This is a genomic window from uncultured Jatrophihabitans sp. (genome assembly GCF_964246335.1).
In the GTDB taxonomy this organism is placed as follows: Bacteria; Actinomycetota; Actinomycetes; order Mycobacteriales; family Jatrophihabitantaceae; genus Jatrophihabitans.
In genome coordinates this window covers 1-23,612 of record NZ_CAXTQF010000042.1, presented here as the reverse complement: position 1 = coordinate 23,612, position 23,612 = coordinate 1, and the positions used below count along the sequence as shown (strand labels likewise).

Here is a 23,612-nt window from a genome sequence, read left to right as displayed (position 1 = left end):
GACAATGGCCGGATGCGCGTGCAGTCCCTCGGCTACCGGACCGATCTGACCCTGCTGCGGCTCGGCGGTTCCGTGGTGATCGACCGGCCGGATCGTCTCGTCGTCCGCACTCCGCAGAATCCGGCGTTCTGGTGGGGCAACTTCCTGCTGCTGGCGCACGCTCCCAGTCACGACGACGTCGACCGCGTGCTGGCGGGTTTCGCGGCCGAGTTCCCGCAGGCCGACCATGTGGCGATCGGCGTCGACGACCCACACGCCACTGTCGACGGACTCGCGACCCTGGCCGACCGCGGTTTCGACACGGAGGCCGCGAGCGTCATGACCGCAGCCGATGTGCACGAGCCGCCGCATCCGAACCGGGATGCCGGGTTGCGCGAACTGCACTCGGACCGCGACTGGACGGACAGCGTCGAACTGCGGATGCGCTGCGACGCGGGCGAGTTCGACCCGGTGACACACCGCCCGTTCGTCGTCGCCAAGGCCGCGAGCAACCGACGGTTGGTGGCCGCCGGCCACGCCACGTGGTTCGGTGCGTTCGTCGACGGCGCACTCGTCGCTCAACTGGGCATCGTGCGCGCCGGCGACGGTCTCGCGCGTTTCCAGACAGTCGAGACCGACCCGCAACACCGCCGGCGCGGACTGTGCGGCACGCTCGTCCACCACGCGGCGCGGGCCGTCATCGAGCAGGGCGGCGCCCGCTCACTTGTGCTGGTCGCAGACCCGGACGACGTCGCGATCCGCGTCTATCGCTCGGTCGGCTTCGCAGGTGTAGAGACGCAGCTGCAAGCGACCCGGCGCCCCTAATTCCCTTGGTGTCCGCGTCCGCTGCTGGTGCTATGGGCCGATGAGCCTCGAGCTGCGGTCGCCGGCCAAACTCTCGCCCGGCGATCGGGTCGCGATCGTGTCGCCGTCGTTCGCTGCACCCGGCGCCTATCCCGCGGTGCACGAGCAGGCCATGCGCCGGGTGCGTGCCGTGCTCGGCCTCGTGCCGATCGAGTACCCGACGACGCGCCGCGTCGGTGCGAGCGCAGCCGACCGTGCGGCGGACCTCAATGCGGCGTTCGCCGACCCGAGCATCCGGGCGGTGCTGGCCACCATCGGCGGCGAGGACCAGATCACCGTGGTCGCGCAGCTCGACGCCGATGCCGTGCGCCGCGACCCGAAGCCGTTCCTCGGGTACAGCGACAACACCAACATCCTGTCCTGGCTCTGGACGAACGGGGTGGCCGGTTTCTACGGCGGGTCGACGCAGGTGCACCTGGGCGCGGGACCGGCGATCGACGCGTGCCACCTCGCGTCGCTACGTGCTGCGCTGTTCACCGGCGAGCGGCTGGAGATCACCGAGCCGGGGGAGTCGGAGGACTTCGGCGTGCTCTGGGACGACCCGGCCGCGCTCACCGACGCCGGCGAGCGCGAGGCCACCGAGGCCTGGACGTGGGCCGGCCCTGCGCGTTCGGTGACCGGCCGTACCTGGGGCGGCTGCATGGAGGTGCTGCAGTGGCTGCTGACCGCCGGCCGCTTCCCGGTTGACCCCTCGGTGCTCGCGGGCGCCGTCCTGTTGCTCGAGACCAGCGAGGAGATCATCCCCGCGCGGGAGTTCGGCTGGATTCTGCGCTCACTCGGCGAACGCGGGATCCTCGCTGCGGTGGACGCCGTGGTCGTGGCGCGGGCAGCGGCCTCGAGCCCGGAACAACGGACCGACAGCACCGCGCGAGCCGCCCACCGCGCGGCGCAGCGCGACGTCGTGCTCGACCTCGTCACGCGCTACAACCCGGACGCGGTCGTCTGCGTCGGGCCGCCGTTCGGGCACACCAGGCCGCAGTGGATCGTGCCGTACGGCGGCGAGCTGACCGTCGACGGCGAGCAGCGCAAGATCTTCGCCGATTACCGCTGATCTTCGGCCACCGAGACCGCTCAGCGGGGCCGCGTTGAGCAGCGCCACCAGGGCGCGAGACAGTGACCCCATGTTGTCCATCGACGGAGGGTCGCTCGAGCTCAGCGACATCGCCGACGTCGCCGGCGGCGCACTCGACGTGTGGGTGAGTTCGATGACGCGGGCGCAGGCCGCTCGCGCCTATGCCGAACAGATGGCCACCAGCCGCCCGATCTACGGGCGGACGACCGGTGTCGGTGGCAACCGGCTCGTCGCGCTCGACGAACGGCCGGACAGCGAGGGCGAGTCGTCCCTCGGGCTGCTGCGCAGCCACGCGTCCTCCGCGGGTCGGAAACGTTCCGTGCGCCGCGTGCGCGCCGGCCTGCTCGTGCGCCTGAACCAACTCGCGTCCGGCGGCAGCGGCGTCGATCCGGCCGTCATCGACGGTCTCGCCACGATGATCCGTACCGATGCGCTGCCGCCCGTGCGCGAACTCGGCGGCGTGGGCACCGGAGACCTCGCGGCACTGGCCACCACGGCGCTCGCGCTGCTGGGCGAGGTGCCCGCCACGCATTCGATGCCGGCGCCCGTGCGGTTCGGGATCGGCGATGCGCTGCCGCTGCTGTCCAGCAACGCGTTCACCATCGCCGACGCCGCGCTCGCCAGCATCGCGTTGCGCGACCTCGCCGAGAAGGCGCTGCTGATCGCCGCCGCGAGCTTCACCGCGGTCGACGGCAACCCGGAGGCGTACTCGCACGTGGTCGAGCAGGTCACGCCGTTTCCGGGCGCGCGCCGCGTCTGCGCCACCATGCGCGACCTGGTCGACGACGACAGCGTCGGCGCGCGGATCCAAGATCCGTTCGCGCTGCGCGCGCTGCCCCAGGTGCACGGCCCGCTGCTCGACGCGCTGGACACGCTCGACACGGTCGTCGTCACACTCGCGAACTCGCCCAGCGAGAACCCGATCTTCGTGCCGGAGGAGAGCGTCGCGCACCACGGCGGGTTCCACGTCGCCTACCTCGCGCAGGCACTGGACGCGGTGCGGCTGGCGCTCGCGCAGGCCTGCCAGTTGTCGCTCGCCCGGCTGTCCATGCTGTGCGATCCATCGATGACCGGGCTCGCGCCGTTCCTCGCCGACGGACGCCCGGGCGCGTCCGGGGTGATGACCGTCGAGTACGTGGTCGCGTCCGCGCTCGCCTCGCTGCGGGCCCGCGCGACCCCGGCCAGCGTGCAGACCGTCACGCTGTCGCACGGCGTCGAGGAGGACGCCAGCTTCGCCTCGCTGGGAGCGCGGCAGGCGCTGGACTCGGTGCCGGTCGTGCAGAACGTGCTCGCCGGCGAGCTGGTGGCAGCGGTGCGCTGCCTGCGCATGCGCGGGCTCGACCCTGCGCCGCTGCACGCCTGGCTGGCGCAGCTGGACGGCATCGGCACCGAGGTGGCTGACCGCGACCTGACGCCGGACCTGATGTGGGCGGCGAATTTCCTCGCACCGCGGGGTTGGGATTGACCGGCGGTCCCCGCTCGGCCAGCGACTTTCACGTCGCCGGGTTGCGGCTGCTCGGCGAACGCGGCCGGGACGGCCTGACGATCGCCGCATTGTGCAAACGCCTGCGCGTCACGAAGGGCTCGTTCTACCACCACTTCGGCTCCATGCCCGCGTTCGTCGACCAGCTGTTCGTCTTCTGGGAAACCGACCAGGCGACCCGCCTGGCGGCACTGCCGCGGGCCGAGGGCCACCCGGGTGAACGGTTGGAGTTCCTGGTTGACGCCGCCCTCGAGCTACCGCACGACGTCGAGGCGGCGATCCGTGCGTGGGGCGGCATCGACCCGAACATCGCCGTCGTGCAGGCGCGCGTCGACCGGCGCCGCGAGCGGCGGGTCGCCGACACGCTCGTCGGGCTCGGCCTGGATCGCGAGCACGCCCGCAAACTCGCGCGGCTGGCCGTGAACACGTTGATCGGCGCGCAGCTGCGCGACGAGGCGGCCGACTGGCGGCGCATGCGCAACCTGCTCGACGAACTCGCCCGGCTGATGCTGCGCGACATCCCACGCGCCCGGGCCGCGCGCCGGCGCTGACAGGGCTACTTCGGCGCCTTCTGCGGCTCGCGTCCGGGCGGTTGGTGCGGCGGTTCGGTCATCGGCGGCACCGCCGACCATTTGCGCTTCGTCGTCTTGCCCGGGTGCACCGTGACCTCGTAGCGCCGGTTTCGGTTGCAGTGCGTGAGCTGAACCGGCTCGTCACCCGTGACGGAGTAGCCGACCTCGCCGTCGCCGATGTCGACGTGCAGCTGCTGCCCGCGGAACAGCACGCCGAAGCGCAGCCGCTTCCACCCGGGCGGCAGCTGCGGCCGGAACATCAGCCGGTCGCCCTGGTCGCGCATGCCGCCGAACCCGGCGACCACGGCCAGCCACGCTCCGGCGAGCGACGCGATGTGCAGGCCGTCCTTGGAGTTGTGCTCGGTATCGGTCAGGTCCATCAGCGCCGCTTCGGCCAGGTAGTCCGACGCGAGGTCGAGGTGACCGACCTCGGCGGCGAGCACGGCCTGCGTGCAGGCCGACAGCGACGAGTCGCGGACGGTCAGCGGCTCGTAGTAGGCAACCGCATGCGCCTTCTGCTCCGGCGTGAACTCACCGCCGGCCCAGTGCATCGCGAGCAGCAGGTCGGCCTGCTTGACGACCTGGGAACGGTAGAGATCGAAGTAGGGCGCGTGCAGCAGCAGCGGGTACTCGTCTGCCTCGGCCGAGTTCTCGAAGTCCCACACGTGGTGCTCGGTGAAGCGGCGCGACTGCTCGTGGACGCGGTGCTCGTCGCTGTACGGCACGGCCATGTGGTCGGCCGCCCACGTCCACTCGCGCAGCTCGTCGTCGGTGACGTGCAGTTCGTCCGCTCGATCGGGAAACTGCCGCACCATCTTCACCGCCGAGCGCAGGTTCAGCGCCGCCATGAGGTTGGTGTAAACGTTGTCGTCGGCCATCGCGCTGTACTCGTCCGGACCGGTGACGCCGTCGATGTGGAAGTGCCCGTCCTCGCCGGGATAGCCGAGCGAACACCACAGCCGCGCGGTCTCGACCAGGATGTCGGTCGCGCATTCCCGGGCGAACTCCTCGTCGCCGGTCCACCAGACGTGCCGGGCGGCGGCGTCGGCGATATCGGCATTGACGTGGAAGGCGGCGGTCCCGGCCGGCCAGTAGGCCGAACACTCCTGACCGCGGATCGTCCGCCACGGGAACGCCGCACCACGCAGGCGCAAGGTGTTGGCCCGCTCCCGGGCGAGGTCGAGCGTCGCGTGCCGCCACCACAGCGCGTCCGCGGCGGAGTCCGGGACCGTCGCGCTGAGCAGCGGCAGCACGAACGTCTCGGTGTCCCAGAAGGCGTGCCCGTCGTACCCCGGGCCGGTCAGGCCCTTGGCCGGGATCGCGCGGTGCTCGGCACGCGCACCGGCCTGGTAGGTGTGGAACAGCCCGAAACGCACCGCTTGCTGGATCTGCGCAGGGCCGTCGATCTGCACATCGGCCACCTGCCAGAACGCGTCGAAGCGCTCGGCCTGCTCCTCGGCGATGCGGTCCCAGCCGAAGTCGAGCGCGCTGACGAGCGCGGCGGAGACCTGATCGCGCAGCGCGGGCACCGAGCGCTGGCTCGACCAGCCGTATGCGACGAACTTGGTGATTTCGAGATGCTCGCCGACGTCGAGGGCGGTGGACCCGGTCAGGCGGGCCCAGTCGGGGTGTGAGTCGACCTGCACCGTCGATGCGCCGTGTGACGCGTCGACGACGTGACCCATCGCCGCTGCCATTTGCAGCTTGCTGGCCCGCGTGCGGTGCACGAGCATCGCGCGGTGGTCGTCGGCGTCGTGCTCGACCGGTTCCAGCGGGCTCTCCAGCACCTGCGCCACCCGCGGGTCCTTCGACTGCGCCGGCACCGTTTCGTTGGCGACGAGCTCGGACTGCACCACCACACGCACCGGCTCGTCGACGGGCTCGACGCGGTAGCGGATCGCCATGATCGAGCGGCGGGCGATCGACACGAGACGCTCGGAGCGCACCCGGATCTTCGTGCCCGCAGGTGACTGCCACAGCACGCGCCGCTCGAGCACACCGCGGCGCATGTCGAGGACGCGTTCGTGCTCGAGCACGGTGCCGTAGCGCAGGTCCATCGGCTCGTCGTCGACGAGCAGCCGGATCAACTTGCCGTTGGTCACGTTGAGCACCGTCTGCCCGGACTCCGGGTAGCCGTAGCCCGCCTCGGCGTAGGGCAGCGGACGGGTCTCGAAGAACGAGTTGAGGTACGTGCCGGGCAGCCCGCTCGGGTCACCCTCGTCGAGATTCCCGCGTACCCCGATGTGCCCGTTCGACAGCGCGAACAGCGATTCCGTCTGCGCCAACGCGCTCTGGTCCAGGCCGACCTCGCGGATGCACCACGGGTCCGGCGGGAACTCGGACTGCTGCCCCGAGGAGGACTCCGTCACAGCAGGTCGGCCAGGTCGTCGACCACGACGTCGGCACCGTGCTCGCGCAACGCATCGGCGTGTGCGTCGTCGAGTCGGTTCACGCCGACGACGTAGCCGAACTTGCCGCGGTGCCCGGCCTCGACGCCGGACGTCGCGTCCTCGAAGACCACGGCTTGGTCCGCGTCGACGCCGGCGCGTTGCGCCCCGGCGAGGAACGAGTCCGGCGCCGGCTTGCCGGACAGTCCCTCCTCCTTGATGGTGTTTCCGTCGACACGGTCCTCGATGTATTGCGCCAGCCCGGTCACCTCAAGCACGTCCTTGGTATTCGCGCTGGAGGACACCACGATCCGGCGCAGCCCGGCGTCACGCGCGGCTTCGAGGTAGCGCTGCGAACCGGGGAAGACGTGCACACCGTCCTCCTTGATGCGGCGCAGCACGTCGTTGTTCTTGCGCGTCGCGATGCCGTTGACCGTCTCGGCGTCCGGCGGGTCGTCGGCCGACCCCTCGGGCAGGTCGATCTTGCGGGACGCGAGGAAGTCGCGCACCCCGTCCATGCGCGGCTTGCCGTCGACGTAGTCGTTGTAGTCGGCCTCGGTGAACTCGTCCTGGTCGTGCGACTTCAGTACCGGGTCGAAAGCGGCTTTCCAGGCTGCTCGGTGCACCGCGGCGGTGTCGGTGAGCACCCCGTCGAGGTCGAACAGGCAGGCCGTGATCTTGTCAGGCAGTCCGAGCACATGCGCATCATTCCCGAACGCCGACGCGCGTCAACCACCGCGGGGTAAAGCGCCCGGGTCGAGAAGGTCAGAGCTCGCGGGCGTCCAGATGTTCGAGCAGGTTCTCCGAGAACCGGTCGCCGGTGCGGTTCATCGTCGACTTCATGATGTGTTGCACCGCGCGTTTCGATTTCTCCGGAAGCGGTAGCTCGACCCGTAGCGTCAACTCGATCAACAGGTGCGTGCCGCCGTCGACGTCGGACAGTTCGTAGACGCCGTCCGCGCCGGCACGCTCGCGCTTGCCGTTCGGCGGGGTGTGGCGGTACTCGATCCGCTTCCCGTCGTCGAACGACATGGTCTCGGTGAAGACCGGGATGACGCTGACGCCGAGCGCCGCGATCCGCGCCATGTGCCAGCGCCACTGGTCGCCTGAAACGTCGATCTTGCTGAGCAGCGGCGTCAGCCTGGGCAGCAGTTGGGGGTCGGTCAACGCGCGCCACACCTGCTCACGGCTCGCGCTGATGTCGGCCTCGGATTTGACCGTCGATTCGAAGCAGGTCACGACGTGTCCCCCTGGCTGAGCACCGTCTCCTTCATCTTCGCGATGGCGAACCCCCAGGCCTGGTCGACCGTCACCTTGCCGGGCACCGCCACCTCGTCGGGATTCGTCACCACGTCGAGCAGCACCGGGCCCGGATGAGCGAGCGCGACCTGCACCGCGTCGTCGAGTTGGTCCGGATCGGTCACCCGGGTGGCGTGCAGCCCGATCGCCGACGCGACGGCCGCGAAGTCCGGGTTGCGCAACACGGTTCCGAACTCGGGTTGGCCGACCTGCTCCTGCTCCAGCTTCACCATGCCGAGCCGGCCGTTGTCGAAGACGACGATCTTCACCGGCAGCTCGTAGGCGACCGCGGTCATGAGGTCACCGAGCAGCATGGACAACCCACCGTCACCAGCGAAGGCGACGACCTGCCGGTTGCGGTCCAGCGCCTGCGCGCCGAGTGCCTGCGGCATCGCGTTGGCCATCGAACCGAGGTTGAACGAGCCGATCAGCCGCCGGGTACCGGTCATCATGACGAAGCGGGACAGCCAGACCGTCGACATGCCGGTGTCGCAGGTGAAGATGGCGTCCTCGGCAGCGTGCCGCTCGATCGCGCCGGCCAGGGCCTCGGGCCGGATCGACTTCGTCGTGTTGTCGAACTTGTCGCGGACGCGGCCGATCAGCGTCTTGTCGTAGTCGGGCAGCGCGAGCTTGTGCTGGCGCTTGCGCCACTCGTCGTACAGCTCCTGGCTCGCCTTGAGGTGCTTCGCCTGCTTCTTGGAGCGGACGGCGCCGGCGAGCGCGGACAACGTCGGCGCGGCGTGCCCGACGAGCCCGAGGTCGACCTGCACCCGGCGGCCGATGTGCTCGGCTCGCGCGTCGATCTGGATCACCGTCGTGCCGCTGGGATACCACTCGCGGTACGGGAAGTCGGTGCCGACCATGAGCAGCAGGTCGCACGTCTCGAAGGCCAGCTGCGCGGCGGGGTTGCCGATCAGCCCGTTCTGCCCCACCTGGAAGTCGTTGTCGCGCTCCAGGCCCTCCTTGGCCCGCAGCGTCAGCACCATCGGCGCCTTGAGCCTGCCGGCGAGCGCAAGGACCTCGTCGCGCGCCTCGCGGGCGCCGATGCCGACGAGGAGAGTGACGCGCTTCGCGTCGTCGATCAGCCGCGCTGCACGCGCGACGCTGTCGGCGTCGGGGACCGTCGGCGGGTGTGCGACGGCGGTACGCGGCGGCGCAGCGTCGTCGGGCAGTTCGAGGCCGCCGACGTCACCGGGAAGGGTCAGGACGGCGACGCCGGGGCGGGTGAGCGCCGCCTGCAGTGCCTGCTCGGTCAACCCGGTCGCCTGCTCGGCAGAGGTGATCGTGCGGGTGAAGCTCGCGACGTCGCGGAACAGCAGATCGTTGTCGACCTCCTGGAACATGTCGCTGCCGAGATCGGCCAGCGGTACCTGCCCGCAGATGGCGAGCACCGGTGCGTGCGACTTCTTCGCGTCGTAGAGGCCGTTGAGCAGATGGATCGAGCCCGGACCCACCGTCCCCATGCACACGCCGAGCGTGCCGGAGAGCTGGGCCTGCGCGCTCGCGGCGAAGGCACCGGCTTCCTCGTGGCGGACACCGATCCACTCGATGCGGTCCTCCTCGCGGATGGCGTCGGTGACCGGATTCAACGCGTCGCCGACGACGCCCCACACGGTTCGCACGCCCTGCTCGGCCAACGCGGTGACGATCATCTTGGCAACGGTCGTCATGACTCGCTCCACGAGCGTCGCTCGGTAGTGGTCACGACTCGCTCCGCAAGCGTCGCTCGGTGGTGCTCACGCTGTCTCCTTGTTGCGCAGGAACCTGTCGGGCGGCGGCGGCGTAGTCGCGCTACGCGTGGTCGTCGTCAGCCCGCCCGGGCGGCCTGTTCGGCGCGTGCGGCGGCGTCTTCCGGGAACGCACCCTGGTCGGGCAGGTCGAGTTCGGTCAGCGCGTCGCGGGCGACGAGTTGCTGGTAGGTCGTGGTGCGTTGCGCTCGGCCGCGGCCGAGGAACGACACCGCCCAGTGCAACACCGTGGTGACCCGGTTCTTGAACCCGACGAGATAGAAGACGTGGATGACCAACCAGAGCAACCAGGCGATCAGGCCGCCGAACCGCAGCGGCCCGACGTTCGCGACGGCGCGGAACCGCGAGATCGTCGCCATGCTGCCCTTGTCGAAGTAGTGGAACGGCTTCTGATCGGCCTTCCCGCCGAGGCGGCGGGTGATCTGCTGGGCTGCATATTTCCCCTGCTGCATCGCCACCTGCGCGACGCCGGGGTAATCGTTGAGTGTCATCGCGTCGCCGATGACGAACACCTCGGGGTGGCCGGGCAGCGAGCAGTCGGGCTGCACGGCGATCCGACCGCTGCGGTCCACCGCGGCGCCGGTCTGCTCGCCGAGACTCTTGGTCAGTGACGAGCCTTTGACGCCGGCCGCCCAGATGACCGTCCGCGCGTCGATGCGCGTCCGCACACCGCTCTTGTCCTCGACGGTGAGGCCGCGTTCGTCCACCATCACGACCTTCTCGGCCAACCACACATCGACGCCGAGCTTGTCGAGTTGCTTCGCGGCGCCGGCCGACAGCTTGGTGCCGAATGCGCCGAGCACGTTGTCGAGCGCGTCGATCAACACGATCCGCGTCTTGCGGGTGTCGACGTTGCGGTAGTCCTTGGTGAGCGTGCGATGAGCGAGTTCGGAGATCTGTCCGGCCAGCTCCACGCCGGTGGCGCCGGCCCCGACGACGGCGAAGGTCTGCCACTCCATGCGCGTCTTCTCGTCGGCCTCCAGCTCGGCGTACTCGAACGCCGACAGGATGCGACCGCGCACTTCCAGCGCGTCGTCGATCGACTTCAGGCCGGGGGCGTATGCCTCGAACTTGTCGTTGCCGAAGTACGACGTGGTGGCCCCGGCAGCCACGATCAGCGAGTCGTAGGAGGTCTGTGCGACCTTGCCGCCGGCCACGGACCGCACGGTGTGCGCGGCCAGATCGATGTCGGTGACGTCGCCGAGCAGCACCCGCACGTTGGACTGCTTGCGCAGGATCTCGCGGGTCGCCGGGGCGATCTCGCCCTCGGACAGGATGCCGGTCGCGACTTGGTAGAGCAGCGGCTGGAAGAGGTGGTGCGTCGTCCGGCTGATCACGGTGACGTCCACGTTCGCCCGCTTGAGCTTCTTCGCCGCGAACAGCCCGCCGAAACCGGACCCGATGATCACCACGTGGTGCCGGTGGAACGTGCCCTCAGTCATCTCGCATCCCCACTAAGCCTCACATACAGAACGCCCGGGTAGAACGGCGTCATTCCCGTTCTACCCGGGCGAGCTCACGCAACTGCCCAGCTGTGAGGCGGATCTATCGCACCCCGGATGTCCCGTGCGCCACGCGGTGTCGTCAGTCGTCGAACGTGGAGGTGTCGATCACGAAGCGGTACCGGACGTCACTGTCGACGACCCGGTCCCACGCCTCGTCGATCTTGTCGGGCCGGATCGTCTCGATCGTGGCGCCGATGTTGTGCTCGGCGCAGAAGTCGAGCATCTCCTGGGTCTCCTTGATGCCGCCGATCTGCGAGCCAGCCCAGGTCTTGCCCCCGCCGATCAACGCGAAGGCGGGCACCTCCATCGGCTCGGACGGCGCGCCGACGTTGACCATCGCGCCGCGCGGCTTGAGCAGCGACAGGTAGCGCTGCATCGGCAGCTGCGCCGACACGGTGTTGACGATCAGGTCGAAGCTGCCGCGCAGCTTCTTGAACGTGTCGCCGTCCTTGGTGGCGTAGTAGTGGTCGGCGCCGAACTTCTTGCCGTCCTCTTCCTTGGCGGTGGTCTGCGAGAGCACGGTCACCTCGGCGCCCATCGCGTGCGCGATCTTGACACCCATGTGGCCGAGACCGCCCATGCCCACGATGGCGACGTTCTTGCCGGGGCCGGCCCCGAAGTGGTTGAGCGGGGAGTACAGCGTGATGCCGGCGCACAGCAAAGGCGCCGCCTCGTCGAGCGAGATGCCGTCCGGGATGTGCAGCACGTAGTTCTCGTCGACCACGATCTCCGCGCTGTAGCCGCCGTCCGTGGGCTTGCCGTCGAGCTCACCGCCGTAGGTGCCGACCATGCCGCCGTCGGTGCAGAACTGCTCCTCGCCGTTCGTGCACTGCTCACAGTGCCCGCAGGAGCTGACCATGCAGCCCACGCCCGCGTGTTCGCCGACCTTGAACTTCGACACGTCCGAGCCGACTTCCTCGACGACGCCGGCGATCTCGTGGCCGGGCACGAGCGGGTAGTTCGTCTCGCCCCACTCGCCGCGCCCGGTATGGATGTCGGAGTGACAGATCCCGCAGAACGCGACCTTGATCCGCACGTCCTTCGGGCCGACCTCGCGGCGTTCGATCGTCGTCCTCTCGAACGGCGCCTTGGCGGCGGGAGTTGCGTAAGCGGTGACTGTGGGCATGCGGGTGGAGCTCCTTCGCTTGTTGAATTCGTACCGGTTTCTCCTACCCACACCGAGCGCCGTCGCTCACCTTCCTTCGATGGACACCACTTCCTGCAGCCGGTCGAGCAGGCCGCTCTGGCCGGTGACGAGCTTCGCGCGGGCCGTGGCGACGTCGAACCACGCGGCCCGGTCGACCTCGGGGAAGGACCGCCGCACGCCGGACCGCGGCGGCCACTCCATCTCGAACGTGTTGCTCGACACGGTGTCGGCGTCGAAATCCGCGTCGAGCGCCCACGCAGTGACGACCTTGCCGTTGCGCTGACGGATCTGGCCCAGCTCGGTCAGCTCGCCGTCCGGTGCCGGCGAACCGAGCTCCTCGGCGAACTCGCGACGCGCCGCGGCGAGCAGGTCCTCGTCCGGCGCGACCTCGCCCTTGGGCACCGACCAGGCGCCCGCGTCACGGTTGACCCAGAACGGCCCGCCCATGTGCACCAGCAGGACCTCGAGCCCGGCGCCGGTCTGCCGGTACAGCAACAGCCCGGCGCTGTGGGCCCGCCCGGTCATCCGTGCTGGGCGTCGACGACGTGCTGATGGATCTCCTGGGTCAGTTGCGCGATCTGCCGGGTGAGGTCGGTGTTCGTGTGCAACTCCTGCTCGCTTGCGGTGAAGTCGTGGTCGGCCTTGCGTTGCTGAAAATCGGCCTGCCGGTTCTGCCCGATCATCACGAATGTGGAGAGGAAGATCGCCTCGAGCGACACGATCAAGGTCAGGGTGGGCCACGGACTCTTCTCGATCACGAGCATCCACACGGCGAACAGCACGGCGTGCAGGTAGACGAACATCATCGAGCCCGCGAACCGGGTGATGGCATCGGCGACCCGAAGCTGGACGTCGTCGGAACGTCTGCGCGCTTCGGCGATGACGGTCGGATGGTGTTGCACGGGCGCGGCGGCCGCTGTGGTGGTCATCCGCAGATGATCGCAGCGGGCCGCCGCGCCCGAAGGCGACTCGCTCAGGTGTGCGTGAACGAGCCGAAGAACGTCGTGCCGTAGGAGTAGATCCGCTGCCAGTTGACGCCTTCCTGCGTGTCGATCGCCGCGACCGACATACCCGGTCCGGAGTACATCCCGACGTGGTAGACGTCGCCCCGGTTGTCGCTGTAGAAGACGAGGTCGCCAGGCACTGCACGGGACTTCGGGATCAACCGCGCCGCGTGGAACTGCGCCGCGGCCACCCGCGGGGTGGTGTAGCCGTACTTGTGGTAGCTGTACATGACCAGACCCGAGCAGTCGAAGGTCTTGGGCCCGGTGGCGCCCCACACGTAACGCTGTCCGATGTGCTTCTTCGCCTCGGCGAGCACCTGCTTGTTCAGCGTCGGCTGCTTGACCGCGCCCGAGCCCGCGGCACCGCGGGTGTCCACCGCGCGGCAACCCAGCAATGTGTTGTGCCCCCAGCCGACATTGACGGCCCAGAGGCAGGCGACATGCGATCCGCGACTGGCCGGCACGGTGATGTCGTAGGCCGACTTGTCGCCGACGTGCACCGTGGCCGCCGCCCGGTCGTCGACGTAGGCGACGACCACCGAGTGGCGGTAGACGTAATCCGGGTCGTAAGCGGTACCGGTCATCCGGATCGAATTCGACGTCGCGCTGACGCCGGTGACGGTGCCCTTCGGGCTACGCGCCGCGATCTGCCTGGAGGTCAGCGAACGTCCGTGCGGAGCGGCGATGCAGCGCAGCAGCGAGCGCAAACCGCGTCCGACGTTGACGACGGTGACGCACACGGTGTGGTTGCCCGTCGGCACCGGCATCGTCATCGTGAAGCCCGGGGTGGCGCCGAGCCGGTACTTCTTGGTGGCCGTGGCGTTACGCAGGGAGGTGACCGCGGCCCCGGAGTGCGCGCGGCCGTCGACGATGCCGAGCAGGTGGGCGTTGGAGGTGCGGGCGTCGAGGTCGGCGGCCCAGCCGGTGACCTGCACGGTGTTGCCGACGAACTTGACGCTGCTGACGGTGCCGATCGGATCATGCCCCCCGACGTAGGCCGGCGAGGTTGTCGCGTGGGCGGGTGCGGCGACCACGGCTGCGGCCGCAGCGCAGCCCAACACGCCGGTCAGGACGGTGGCGGTGCGCCGAGGGAGAGACGAGCGCGGGTGGTCAGCGGCGCGACAACGCAGCGCAGAGATGGGGGGCATGACGTTCCTTCGGTCGGATCGGTCGTGTGCCCCCGCGGCGCACTGTCTTTACCCCCTCCAGCACCATACGTCACATGAAGCGGGTGTGAAAGAGCGTCTTATCCGGCCAGCGCCCGGGCCTCGCGGGCGATACCGGCCAGGCCCGCGACCTCCGCCTCGTCGGCGAGCGCCTCGATCGCGGCCGACGGCGCGCCGTCGATCTCCACGGCCAGCAGCCGACACCGCAACTCGCTCGGGTGCCCCCCGCCGGCCTGACACAGCGCGAGAGCCGACGCCAGTTCGCGCCGAGCGGTGTCGTCGGCGCCGACCAGATGGTGCAGGCGGGCAAGGCAGAGTGACACCGGGCTGACGAGCGTGAGCTGCCCGACGACGGCGAGAAGTCCGGCCAGCGGTTGCAACCGGTCGATCAGGGGCGCTGCGTGCCGGACGAGCCCGGCGTCGGCGACCATGTGCGCAACCAGCGCCCAGCTGCCGTGACTGGTCCAGATCACCGGGCCCTCGTCGGCGAGGAACTGCTCGATCAATCGGTCGGCGAGTTCGAAGTCCCGCGCGCGCACCGCGCGGAAGATCTCCTCGACGTGCGGGTCGTAGCCGGGCTCCGGCTCCAGCAGTTCGTGCGGCGTCCCCTGCTTCCAGCGCAGCACCACGGTGGCCATCTGCGACCAGCCGAAGTAGAGCTCGGTCTGCTCGTGCAGGCGCAGCCCGTCGGCGAACAACCGCTCGGCATCGTCGAAGCGTCCCACCCACAGCGCCAGCATCGACTCGAACAGCCGGAACTGGACGCGGCTGATCGGCAGCCGCAGCTCGTCGCTGCCGATGCTGCCGAGGCGGCAGTCCTCGGCGGCGCCGGCCATGTCGCCGAGCGTCGCGCGCGCCATGGTCAGCACCCCGTGGCTGATCACCGCGTCGAGCCGCGCGTTGGTGTGCGGCAGCTCGGCGAGGCGCTCGAGCAGGCGACAGCTCTCCCGTGCGCGGATCGCGACGCCGGAGAAAGTCAGTGCGCGCCCCAGCAGCGCATCCGCGAGCACGTCGGGGTCGGCGAGCCGCTCGGCCGCGTCGAGCGCCGCCTGGCTGAGCCGGTCGGGCACCGTCTCGTCGGGGGAGTAGCAGCTGCCGATGGCCAGGGCGGCGAGTACGCGGGGGTGGACGTGCGGATCGTCACGCGTCTGCTGCTCGGCACGCTGCATGGTGGCCAGCAACGGTCCCGGGTCCTGTCCGAAGGCCGCCCACGGCCAAGCGCCGGTGGACCGGATGAGGTTCGCACACATCATCGCGATGGGCGCGAAACGTCCGTCGGCCAGCGCGCGCTGCATCTCGGTGTCGATGACCTCGTAGACGGTCTGTCCACGCCCGGCACGGATCAGCGCGGCCAGCTGTCGGCGCACCAGGTCGTCGCGGACGTCCGGGTCGCGGCCGCCTGCCGGCAGTTGGTCGTAGGTGCGCAGCGCGGCCTGCCACCAGTAGGCGGCCGAATCGGTCTGCCAGTGGGCGTCCGCGTCGTCGGCCACGGCGCGGCAGGCGGCGAACGCGTCGTCGACCTCGACGAGTGGCAGCGCGGCCACCAGGTGCGTGGCCCGGCGCGCGAGATCCTCGGTGGCCGTGCCCTCGCCCAGCGCCGCGGCGACGCGCGCGTGCAACCGCTGGCGGCGCACATCGGTCATCCCGGCGAGCACCTCGTCGCGCAGCAGGCCGTGCGCGAACGAATAGGTGCTCGACCCGGGCGCCACCACCACTATGTGCTCGTCGGCGGCCTCGTCGAGCAGGTCGGCGAGCTCGTCGGCGTCGAGCCGGGTGACGGTACGCAGCAGCCCGAAGTCGAGGGTGTCGCCGATGACGGCCGCGGTGCGGATCACGTGCAGCGCGCCCGCGTCCAACGCCGCCAACCGGCGCCCGAGCACCGAGCGGACCGCGAGCGGGATCGTGCCGGCCTCGCGGTCGGTGCGGGCGAGTCGCGCGTACTCGCCGACGAAGAACGGGTTGCCGCCGGTGCGGGTGCGCAGCAACGACGCCTCGGCCGAGCGCACGTGCTCACCGCTGATGGCGTGCACGAGCTCGCCGACCTCGCTGCCTGCCAGCGGTGGCACGGTGATCTGCCGGGTGCCGGTGCGGCGGGCGATGGCGTCGAGCAGTCGCCGCAGGTCCGAGCTCGTGACGCCGGTGCGCGCGGTCAGCACGAACAGCACCGGCGTGCCGTCGAGCGCGAAGGCGAGATGCGCGAGCATGCCCAGCGAGCTCGGGTCCGCCCACTGCACGTCGTCGACGAACACGGCCACAGGTCGCTCGGCGGCAGCCTGCTCGAACAGCGCGCGGACGCGTTCGTAGGTGGCGAACCGGGCGCGGTCGGCCTCCGCGTCGGGATCGCGCGCGAGCACCGGCTCGGGGTCGACGGTCAGCGCCCGCAGCAGTTGGGCGATGGGCCACCACGGGGGAGCGCCGACGTCGTCGGGGCACCCGGCGCGCAGCACCCGCATGCCCCGTGCGACAGCCTGGCCCAGAGCTTCCTCGGCGAGGCGTGTCTTGCCGATGCCGGCCGGCCCGGTGAAGAACAGCCAGCGCGTGACGCCGCCCCGCGCCTCGGCGAGTGCCGCGGACACCTCGGCCAGCTCGGCTGTGCGGCCGACGAACCCGCCGCGCGCCGGCATGGTGGCGGCGTCGGGTGCTGTCCCGCCACCGGCCGGAACGACGACACCGGGCGCCGGCCCGGACGATGCGTTCGGCCAACAGGCCACGTCCGGGTCCTGGCGCAGCATCGCGCCCTGCAGATCTCGCAGCGCGGGGCCGGGTTCGAGACCAAGTTCCTCGTCGAGGCGTGCGACGTGTTCGCGGTACCGGTCCAGCGCCTCGGTCGTGCGCCCGTCACGGTGCAGCGCGAGCAGGTACAGCCAGCACGCGCGTTCGCGCAGCGGCTGCGCCGCGTGCAGGACCCGCGCGACGCCAACGGCCTGACCCGTGCGGTTCGTGCCGAGCAACGCAGTGACGAGGTCCTCGGTGCATACCGCGTGCCGCTCGGCGAGCGAGACCGCCGCCACGCGCACCCAGTCGTCGTCGCGCATGTCCGCCAGCAGCTCGCCGCGCCACAGCGCGAGGGCCTGCTCGGCGTGCACGACCGCGTCGGTCCACTTGCGGTCGTCGACGGCCGCTTGCGCGGCGTCGGCCTCGGCACGGAAGCGCTGCACGTCGAGTTGGCCGTCCGCGACGTCGAGCCGGTAGCCGGGCAGCTGCCGGGCGATCGGTGCGGTCGCGGCGTCGTCGCGCAGCAGGCGGCGCAGGTTGGAGACGTAGGCCTGCAGGCTGGCCGCGACGTTGCCCGGCGGGTCGTCGCCCCACACCTGGTCGACGAGCCGCTCGGTGGGCACGACCCGCCCGGCCTCGAGCACGAGCGATGCGAGCACGGCACGTTGCTTAGGGCTGCCGAGGTCGATCGGCCGGCCGTCGCGAACGGCCTCGAGCGGGCCGAGGATCCGGTACTCCACTCCAGCTCCGTCCGGCCGCGCGACTGTGGCGTGGGGATCGTACGGCCGGTCTCACCCCTCATGCATCCACGCTGCGTCGCGAAACGGCGCGGCGTCGGCGACCACGCCGTGCGGGTCGTACGTCGTCGCCAGCGTCGCGAGGCGGGCGAGCGTCGCCGGGTCGTACTTGCGCTTGATCTGGCCCGGGTCCGACGTCGCGTGGAAGTTCGGCAGGCAGCTGCCGTCGCTCCACGGCGCTAGCGCGGCGAGGATCGCCGCACTGCTCGCGTGGGTCGCGTCGACCACCGGCGGCGCGGCGATGCCGATCGTCAGCAGCGAGTACGCGGCGTCGCGGAAGCTGAACGCGCTCGCGCCGGACTGCTGCCGGCCGATCGCGCCGCCGAGGTGCCGCAGCTCGACGATCACCTGCGGGCAGGGGGCGTCCGGTCCGGCTGCAGCCATGAGGGCGTCGACGGCGTCGACGGGCAACGTCTGCAACAGCGTGGCGGCCTCGGCGGTCGGCATCGGGTCGACCGGGTCGTTGTGGATGGAGCCGATCGCCGTATACGGCAGCACGCCCACGCCGCCGAGGACGACTCGACCGGCAGCGGCCATCGGTGCGAACGCGGCGCTGCCGTCGTCCGGGTCGCCGACCCAGGCGTAGCGCACCGCGACAGTGACCTTGCCGGCCAGCGGCTCGGGCACGCCGGGCATCGCCGGCAGCCGCATGAGAGCGATCGAGCTGGTCGCCTGCTCGGGCAGCGTCGGCGTCCATTCGCGCCAGGCGTGCAGCACCGGCGCCGCGTCGGCACCGTCGAAGTACAGGCAACCGCCGAACAGCTCGGTCAACGGCACGAGATCGAACTCGACGGCGGTGACGAAACCCAGCGCGCCCTTGCCGCCGCGCAGGCCCCAGAACAGTGCCGGGTTCTCGGTGGCCGTGGCGCGGCGCAGCTCGCCGTCGCCGGTGACGACGTCGAACGCGGTGACGTAGTCGGACGACACGCCGTAGGTACGGGCGACCGGTCCGATGCCGCCGCCGGTCAGGAAGCCGACGACGCCGACGCCCGGGGCCGACCCGGCCAGGCCGGCGTAGCCGAGTGGCGCCGCGGCCTCGATCACGTCGGACCACTGCAACCCGGCGCCGGCGCGGACGGCGCCGGTGGGGCTGATCGTCAGTTCGCGCAGCGCGCGGGTGCTGATCTGCAGGGTCGGCCTGTGGTGCGCCACGGCCCCGTGACCGGTGGCCTGGACGCTGACCTGCAGCTGGTGGGCGCCGGCGAAGCGCAGCGCCGCGGCGACGTCCGCCGGCGAGCCGGCCTCCACCACGGCGACGGGGGTGTTCGCGACCGCCACGTTCCACGGGGTGGCGAGCTCGGTGTAGCGGGCGTCGCCGGGGAGGTGCAGCGCGCCGGTCAGCTGCGCGGCCAGGGCCTGCAGCGTTGCGGCGACGGCGCCGTGCTCGGCAGCTGACTGGGGGGTGAGTTGCGTGGTCATGACGTGGCTCCTGTGGGTGGTCTCCATGTGGTGGAGCCACTGTCGGCGGAGCCGCTTGCCGCGCGCTTGGCCCGGGCTTGGAGCATCACTCCAAGCCCGGGCGGCGGCTATCGCGCGGTCGTGCCTACGGGCCGTGCGTCGCCGTGGCCGAGGCCGGTGGCGTCGAGGACGTCGGCCCGCTCGTCGGTGACGTCGGCGTGCTGACCGGGGGTGCTGTCGTGGTCGGTCCGCTCGTCGGTGACGTCGGCGTACTGACCGGCGGTGTCGAGGACGTCGGCCCGCTCGTCGGTGACGTCGGCGTACTGACCGGCGGCGTCGTGGCCGTCGGCCCGCTCCTCGTCGGTGCCGCCTTCTTCACCGCCGGCGTCACGACATAGGTGTAGGTCGTGCCGTTCGACGTGCCGGTATGAGTCACCACGTTCAAGGTGACCGGGCCGACCGCGTGCGGCGGCAGCCACACCCAGAGCGTGCTCGGGTTGACGACGTGGAAGGTGGCGGCCGTCCCGCCCGCGAGCACGTTGGTGGTGTAAGCGAGGTTGGCGCCGGTGACGGTGACGCGGTTGCCGCCCGCCGTCGTGCCCTGTGCCGGGGCCACGGCGGCGACCTTCGGCGCGCCCACGAAGCCGGTCGACGTCTTGGACGTTCCCCACGGGTTGGAGACGGCCACCGACACGTTGCCGGCCCGGTGCGCCGCCACCTTGACCACGAGCTGGGACGCGCTGCGGCTGGCGAAGGAGTAGTACGTCTTGCCGGCGACGACGACCGTCGTTGCGGTCGACAGGTTGCGGCCCTTGAGCGTGAGGTAGCCGCCGGACGTCGGCAGCTGCGCGGTGCGGAAGGTCAGCGCCGGGCCCGGGGCCTGCTTGCCGGACGAGGTCGGCCGAGTGGCACCGCGGTAGACGCCGCTGCCCGCGATCACGTCGACGAGCCGCGAGCGCCGGACCACCGAGCCGCTCTCCGGAGCCTCGATGACGTTGCCGTTTCCCTCGTAGATCGCGACGTGCCCGACGCCGCCGGCGATGTAGCCGGAGAAGAACACGAGGTCACCGGGGACGAGCTGGCCGATCGACGGGTGGAACCGACCGGCCTGCCCGCGCTGCGTCGCGGCCGAGTGCGCGAGAGCCCGGTACGGCGCCCAGGAGTACAGCGACAGGCCGGAGCAGTCGAAGCCGATGATGTGGCAGTCGAGGTCACCGCCGTTGTGTGCGCAGACGCCCTTGCTCGGTCCGCGCGAGTTGCCGCCGGCCCACGAGTAGGGGATGCCGAGCCAGGACCGCGCGCGCGACACGGCAGTGACGCCCATGGCGGCGGTCCACCGGCCGGCGCGCGGTGCGACGTAGACGCCGTGGTGCGCATGACGGACGCGGGCAGAGATCTGCTGCTCCTGGTGGCCCGTCAAGCCGCCCTGGATGTGGCTGTTCATGGTCGGACGGGCGAAGGTGTATTTGTTCGCCGCGGTCTTCGCCGACCAGCCGTAGCTGGTGACGACGCGCACGTGCGTGGTGCCGTACCGGTGGTCCGGGGAGTACACGGTGAGCTTGCTGGGCGAGACGACGTGCACCCCGTAGCCGCGTTCCGCACCGAACATGACCTTCTTGACGTGCGAGAAGTTGTGGCCCCAGACGGTGACCCGGGTGCCGCCCCAGTACTCGCCACGGTGTGTGGACATGGCGGTGACGGACGGGTGTACGCCGGCGAGCGCCGGGACGGCGACCAGCACGGCGATCAGGGCGAGGGAGCCGATCAGGCACAGGGCGCGGACGAGAAGCTTCATGGCGATCCTTGCGTTGGCCCCCGCCGCGACAGTTCGGTGAATGCTCACATAAAGTCGCTGTTCGGTCCAGAGGCGCCAACCCAGTGAATTGCCTGTATTTCCGCTAAGCGACGGCCTCGTACAGGCGTTGCCGTGTCGCGGGCAGTGCGGTCAGCACCTGCCGTGCCGTCGTCGCGGCCTGGCAGCGGATCTCCGGGACGGCCGTGGTCTCCCACAGGTCGCCGCGGCGCAACGGGCCCACCGCCCATACCGGTGCCGGGGTGGCGCCTGCGCTCGGGCGCAGCCGGCCGCCGTCCTCCGTCGCGAAGCCGAGGTCGAGCGCTCCCGGGCGCGCAAGGCCGGTAGCGAGCAGGTTGAGCACGAGCGGGTCGGCGTCGTGCCGGATCGGCAAGCACGTGCCGGTGCAGTTCAGGACGAGCGCAGCGTCCACGACGGTGCCGTCGCTGAGGCCAACGCGCAGCGAGTCGCTGACCTCGTCCGCCGACTCGATCGTGGCGGTGTGCATCGTCAGTGTGCCGTCGCTACATCGCTGGGCGAGCCACGCGTCGAGTGCGGGATCCAGGCGGTGCCGCACACGGTCCCACCGGCGCGACGCGGCGCGCAGGAAAGCGGCGCGGGCGGCGTCGTCCATGCGGTGCCAGATGTCTGCGGTGATCGGGCGCAGGCCGTCGATGCCACGCCGCCAGTCGTCACCGGCGGCGCGGATCTGGTCGAACACGATGCGGCGCGCCTGGGCGAGCGACAGGTCGCCCGCCGGGATCGCGGTCACCGGGTGCGGCGGGGCCGGGTCCTGCGCGTGCGGCAGCGGCAGCAGTCCGTGCCGGGACGCGACGTGCACCCGAACGCCGGCGCGGCCCCATCGCTGCACCATGTCGACCATCGTCAGCCCGGCGCCGACCAGCACGATCGACATGCCGGGGTGCACCGTGACGGCGGCGCTGGCCCGCCACGGGTCGGCCTGGAACCGGTGCGAGCGGCGTAACGCGGCCGGTGCCCAGGCAGTCGACGGCGAGCCGTGCCCGGTGGCCAGGACGACCGCGTCGGCCGGGTGGCTGCTGCCGTCCGCCAGCGTGATCCGCAGCCCGCGGCCGTGTCGCGCGACGTCGTGCACGCGCTGCGCCCGATGGGTGAAGGTGACGTGCCGCGCGCCGACGAGCACTTCGGTCAGGCAGTGCTCGAGATATTCGGCATAGTGCTGTCGCGGCGCGTAGCCGGACTCGGGGTAGTCGACCGCGACGTGCCGACGCAGCCAGCGCACGAAGTGCAGCGGGTCGTCCGGCAGCGCGCTCATGCCCTGGGCGACCACGTTCAGCCGGTGCCGCGGATCGGTGGTCGAGTACGCGAGTCCTTCGCCGACCCGGCGCGGTTCGCACAGCTCGAGGTGCACGCGGCGACCGGCCGCTTCGGCCTCCCGCGCGAGGTGCAGCGCGGTGAGCGTGCCGCTCGCACCGCCGCCGACGATCGTCACCACTCCCGGCACGGACGCTCCCGTCGTCGTATTCCCTATCGGAATGGTAGGGAGCATAACGGATGGGCGGAGTTGCCGTACGTGCCGTGCCGCGCTGCCATGCTGCGGAGATGGCGATCCTCGTATCCCTCGTCGCGCTGCTGTCCACGCTGGGCGGCGGCCTGGTCGCGCTGCGGATTCGCGACCGGCTGCACCTCGTGCTCGGGCTGGCAGCAGGCGTGATGCTCGGCGTCGTCGGCTTCGACCTGCTGCCCGAGGCGCTCGAGCAGGCAGGGCGGCTCGTGTTCGGCGTCCCCGCAGCCTTGCTGACCGCGATCGCCGGCTTCCTGACCATCCACGTCGTCGAGCGGTCGATGGCGATGCACCGCGCGCATGAGCACGAGTTCGAGGCGCACCACCACGGGCTGCGGTCCGTCGGGATCGCCGCGGCCTCGGCGCTGGTCGTGCACAGCCTGCTGGACGGAGTCGGCATCGGGCTGGGGTTCCAGAGCGGAGCCGGGGTCGGCGTCGCCGTCGCGATCGCGGTGATCGCACACGACTTCGCCGACGGGTTCAACACATTCACCATCACGTCGCTGTACGGCAACGCGCGCCGACGTGCGCTGACCCTGCTCGCGCTCGACGCGCTCGCCCCGGTGGCCGGCGCCGTGCTCGGCACCCTCGTGCACGTCTCCAGCCTCGCGATCGGGCTGTACCTCGGATACTTCGCCGGCTTCCTGCTCTACCTCGCGACCGCCGACATCCTGCCGGAGGCCCATGCCGGCCACCCGTCGCGCGCGACGCTCGCGAGCACCGTCGGCGGCGTGGCCCTCATGTGGGTCGTGGTCGGGCTGAGTCACTGACGCGTGTGCGAGCTCGAGCCACCCGCACCAGCTGCTCGCGCTACCAGGTGGTGAGTGTCCACACACCCGGGCGGTCGAGCGGGTCGGCGCCCACCTCGGCGAACAGCGCCGCTGACTGCTTGAGATGCGCCATCGCCAACTCTTCGTCGCCGATCTCGTGCAACCGGTCGACAAGATTGGCGTGCAGCGCCGCGAGGCGGTGCCGATCGCCGAGCCGGGCGCCGAGTGCAAGGGCGGCGCGGGCCGTCTGCACCGCCTGGGTCCGCTCGCCGGCCGCGGCCTGGGCCCGCGCCAGGTTGTTGCGCACCGCCGCCTCGAGCGCGGCGTCGGGTGTGTCCTCGAGGCAGCGCAGCGCCTGCACGAAGTGCGCG

The 23,612-nt window shown here is 71.0% G+C and carries 18 protein-coding genes and 1 pseudogene; 5 read left to right on the top strand and 14 right to left on the bottom strand.

The window, feature by feature from the left end:
• The first annotated feature begins 12 nt into the window (after positions 1–12).
• The 4 genes from ACFFCN_RS12700 (at position 13) to ACFFCN_RS12685 (ending at position 3,949) form a co-directional block, all read left to right on the top strand.
• A complete protein-coding gene (locus ACFFCN_RS12700; RefSeq protein WP_375492119.1) occupies positions 13–804 on the top strand; it encodes a GNAT family N-acetyltransferase in 792 nt (263 codons plus the stop codon).
• Between the two features lie 40 nt (positions 805–844).
• Positions 845–1,894: a S66 peptidase family protein gene (locus ACFFCN_RS12695; RefSeq protein WP_375492117.1), complete on the top strand. Its 1,050-nt coding sequence runs from the start codon at positions 845–847 to the stop codon at positions 1,892–1,894.
• Between the two features lie 70 nt (positions 1,895–1,964).
• Positions 1,965–3,380, top strand: a complete 1,416-nt coding sequence (locus ACFFCN_RS12690) for an aromatic amino acid lyase (RefSeq protein WP_375492116.1) — start codon at positions 1,965–1,967, stop codon at positions 3,378–3,380.
• Entirely contained in the window at positions 3,377–3,949 is a 573-nt protein-coding gene (locus tag ACFFCN_RS12685) for a TetR/AcrR family transcriptional regulator (RefSeq protein ID WP_375492114.1), read from the top strand. The genes ACFFCN_RS12690 and ACFFCN_RS12685 overlap by 4 nt, the downstream gene beginning before the upstream one ends.
• 5 nt (positions 3,950–3,954) lie before the next feature.
• Here the strand turns inward: ACFFCN_RS12685 and ACFFCN_RS12680 are convergent, their stop codons facing one another.
• The 13 genes from ACFFCN_RS12680 to ACFFCN_RS12620 all read right to left on the bottom strand — a co-directional run bounded on the left by ACFFCN_RS12680 (position 3,955) and on the right by ACFFCN_RS12620 (position 22,411).
• Positions 3,955–6,339: a glycoside hydrolase family 65 protein gene (locus ACFFCN_RS12680; RefSeq protein ID WP_375492112.1), complete on the bottom strand. Its 2,385-nt coding sequence runs from the start codon at positions 6,337–6,339 to the stop codon at positions 3,955–3,957.
• Complete coding sequence (locus ACFFCN_RS12675) at positions 6,336–7,055, bottom strand: beta-phosphoglucomutase family hydrolase (protein ID WP_375492111.1); 720 nt, start codon at positions 7,053–7,055, stop codon at positions 6,336–6,338. Before ACFFCN_RS12675 ends, ACFFCN_RS12680 begins: the two co-directional genes overlap by 4 nt.
• A gap of 67 nt (positions 7,056–7,122) precedes the next feature.
• On the bottom strand, positions 7,123–7,596 hold the full coding sequence (locus tag ACFFCN_RS12670) for an SRPBCC family protein (RefSeq protein ID WP_375492109.1): 474 nt from the start codon (positions 7,594–7,596) through the stop codon (positions 7,123–7,125).
• The gene (locus ACFFCN_RS12665; protein WP_375492108.1) at positions 7,593–9,326 is read right to left on the bottom strand and encodes a thiamine pyrophosphate-dependent enzyme; all 1,734 of its coding nucleotides are present in this window, start codon (positions 9,324–9,326) and stop codon (positions 7,593–7,595) included. Before ACFFCN_RS12665 ends, ACFFCN_RS12670 begins: the two co-directional genes overlap by 4 nt.
• Positions 9,327–9,463: 137 nt before the next feature.
• Positions 9,464–10,846 carry an NAD(P)/FAD-dependent oxidoreductase gene (locus ACFFCN_RS12660; protein ID WP_375492106.1) on the bottom strand — a complete coding sequence of 461 codons (1,383 nt, stop codon included), beginning with the start codon at positions 10,844–10,846 and terminating at the stop codon, positions 9,464–9,466.
• A gap of 142 nt (positions 10,847–10,988) precedes the next feature.
• On the bottom strand, positions 10,989–12,035 hold the full coding sequence (locus ACFFCN_RS12655; protein WP_375492105.1) for an NAD(P)-dependent alcohol dehydrogenase: 1,047 nt from the start codon (positions 12,033–12,035) through the stop codon (positions 10,989–10,991).
• 66 nt (positions 12,036–12,101) lie between these two features.
• Positions 12,102–12,581 carry an NUDIX domain-containing protein gene (locus ACFFCN_RS12650; RefSeq protein WP_375492104.1) on the bottom strand — a complete coding sequence of 160 codons (480 nt, stop codon included), beginning with the start codon at positions 12,579–12,581 and terminating at the stop codon, positions 12,102–12,104.
• Positions 12,578–12,985, bottom strand: a complete 408-nt coding sequence (locus ACFFCN_RS12645) for a DUF1003 domain-containing protein (protein ID WP_375492103.1) — start codon at positions 12,983–12,985, stop codon at positions 12,578–12,580. Before ACFFCN_RS12645 ends, ACFFCN_RS12650 begins: the two co-directional genes overlap by 4 nt.
• Positions 12,986–13,029: 44 nt before the next feature.
• Positions 13,030–14,208 (bottom strand): C40 family peptidase, encoded by a 1,179-nt coding sequence (locus ACFFCN_RS12640; RefSeq protein WP_375492102.1) that lies wholly within the window; start codon positions 14,206–14,208, stop codon positions 13,030–13,032.
• Between the two features lie 98 nt (positions 14,209–14,306).
• Positions 14,307–17,681 carry a BTAD domain-containing putative transcriptional regulator gene (locus ACFFCN_RS12635; protein WP_375492100.1) on the bottom strand — a complete coding sequence of 1,125 codons (3,375 nt, stop codon included), beginning with the start codon at positions 17,679–17,681 and terminating at the stop codon, positions 14,307–14,309.
• A gap of 51 nt (positions 17,682–17,732) precedes the next feature.
• Positions 17,733–19,157, bottom strand: coding sequence for an FAD-binding oxidoreductase (locus tag ACFFCN_RS12630; RefSeq protein WP_375492098.1), 1,425 nt, complete (start codon positions 19,155–19,157; stop codon positions 17,733–17,735).
• Positions 19,158–19,281: 124 nt separating this feature from the next.
• The gene (locus ACFFCN_RS12625; protein ID WP_375492097.1) at positions 19,282–20,931 is read right to left on the bottom strand and encodes an IPT/TIG domain-containing protein; all 1,650 of its coding nucleotides are present in this window, start codon (positions 20,929–20,931) and stop codon (positions 19,282–19,284) included.
• 103 nt (positions 20,932–21,034) lie between these two features.
• Positions 21,035–22,411, bottom strand: a complete 1,377-nt coding sequence (locus tag ACFFCN_RS12620; protein WP_375492095.1) for an FAD/NAD(P)-binding protein — start codon at positions 22,409–22,411, stop codon at positions 21,035–21,037.
• A gap of 98 nt (positions 22,412–22,509) precedes the next feature.
• Between ACFFCN_RS12620 and ACFFCN_RS12615 the strand changes: the two genes are divergently transcribed.
• Positions 22,510–23,241: a ZIP family metal transporter gene (locus tag ACFFCN_RS12615; RefSeq protein ID WP_375492093.1), complete on the top strand. Its 732-nt coding sequence runs from the start codon at positions 22,510–22,512 to the stop codon at positions 23,239–23,241.
• Positions 23,242–23,281: 40 nt separating this feature from the next.
• Here ACFFCN_RS12615 and ACFFCN_RS12610 read toward each other — a convergent pair.
• Positions 23,282–23,612: pseudogene (locus ACFFCN_RS12610) on the bottom strand (hypothetical protein); the annotation flags it as partial.

Coding starts and splice junctions, on each gene's coding strand:
- ACFFCN_RS12625 (WP_375492097.1), bottom strand. CDS start 20,931: ATGAAGCTTCTCGTCCGCGCCCTGTGCCTGATCGGCTCCCTCGCCCTG.
- ACFFCN_RS12640 (WP_375492102.1), bottom strand. CDS start 14,208: ATGCCCCCCATCTCTGCGCTGCGTTGTCGCGCCGCTGACCACCCGCGC.
- ACFFCN_RS12700 (WP_375492119.1), top strand. CDS start 13: ATGCGCGTGCAGTCCCTCGGCTACCGGACCGATCTGACCCTGCTGCGG.
- ACFFCN_RS12650 (WP_375492104.1), bottom strand. CDS start 12,581: ATGACCGGGCGGGCCCACAGCGCCGGGCTGTTGCTGTACCGGCAGACC.
- ACFFCN_RS12630 (WP_375492098.1), bottom strand. CDS start 19,157: ATGACCACGCAACTCACCCCCCAGTCAGCTGCCGAGCACGGCGCCGTC.
- ACFFCN_RS12665 (WP_375492108.1), bottom strand. CDS start 9,326: ATGACGACCGTTGCCAAGATGATCGTCACCGCGTTGGCCGAGCAGGGC.
- ACFFCN_RS12655 (WP_375492105.1), bottom strand. CDS start 12,035: ATGCCCACAGTCACCGCTTACGCAACTCCCGCCGCCAAGGCGCCGTTC.
- ACFFCN_RS12690 (WP_375492116.1), top strand. CDS start 1,965: ATGTTGTCCATCGACGGAGGGTCGCTCGAGCTCAGCGACATCGCCGAC.
- ACFFCN_RS12645 (WP_375492103.1), bottom strand. CDS start 12,985: ATGACCACCACAGCGGCCGCCGCGCCCGTGCAACACCATCCGACCGTC.
- ACFFCN_RS12660 (WP_375492106.1), bottom strand. CDS start 10,846: ATGACTGAGGGCACGTTCCACCGGCACCACGTGGTGATCATCGGGTCC.
- ACFFCN_RS12615 (WP_375492093.1), top strand. CDS start 22,510: ATGGCGATCCTCGTATCCCTCGTCGCGCTGCTGTCCACGCTGGGCGGC.
- ACFFCN_RS12695 (WP_375492117.1), top strand. CDS start 845: ATGAGCCTCGAGCTGCGGTCGCCGGCCAAACTCTCGCCCGGCGATCGG.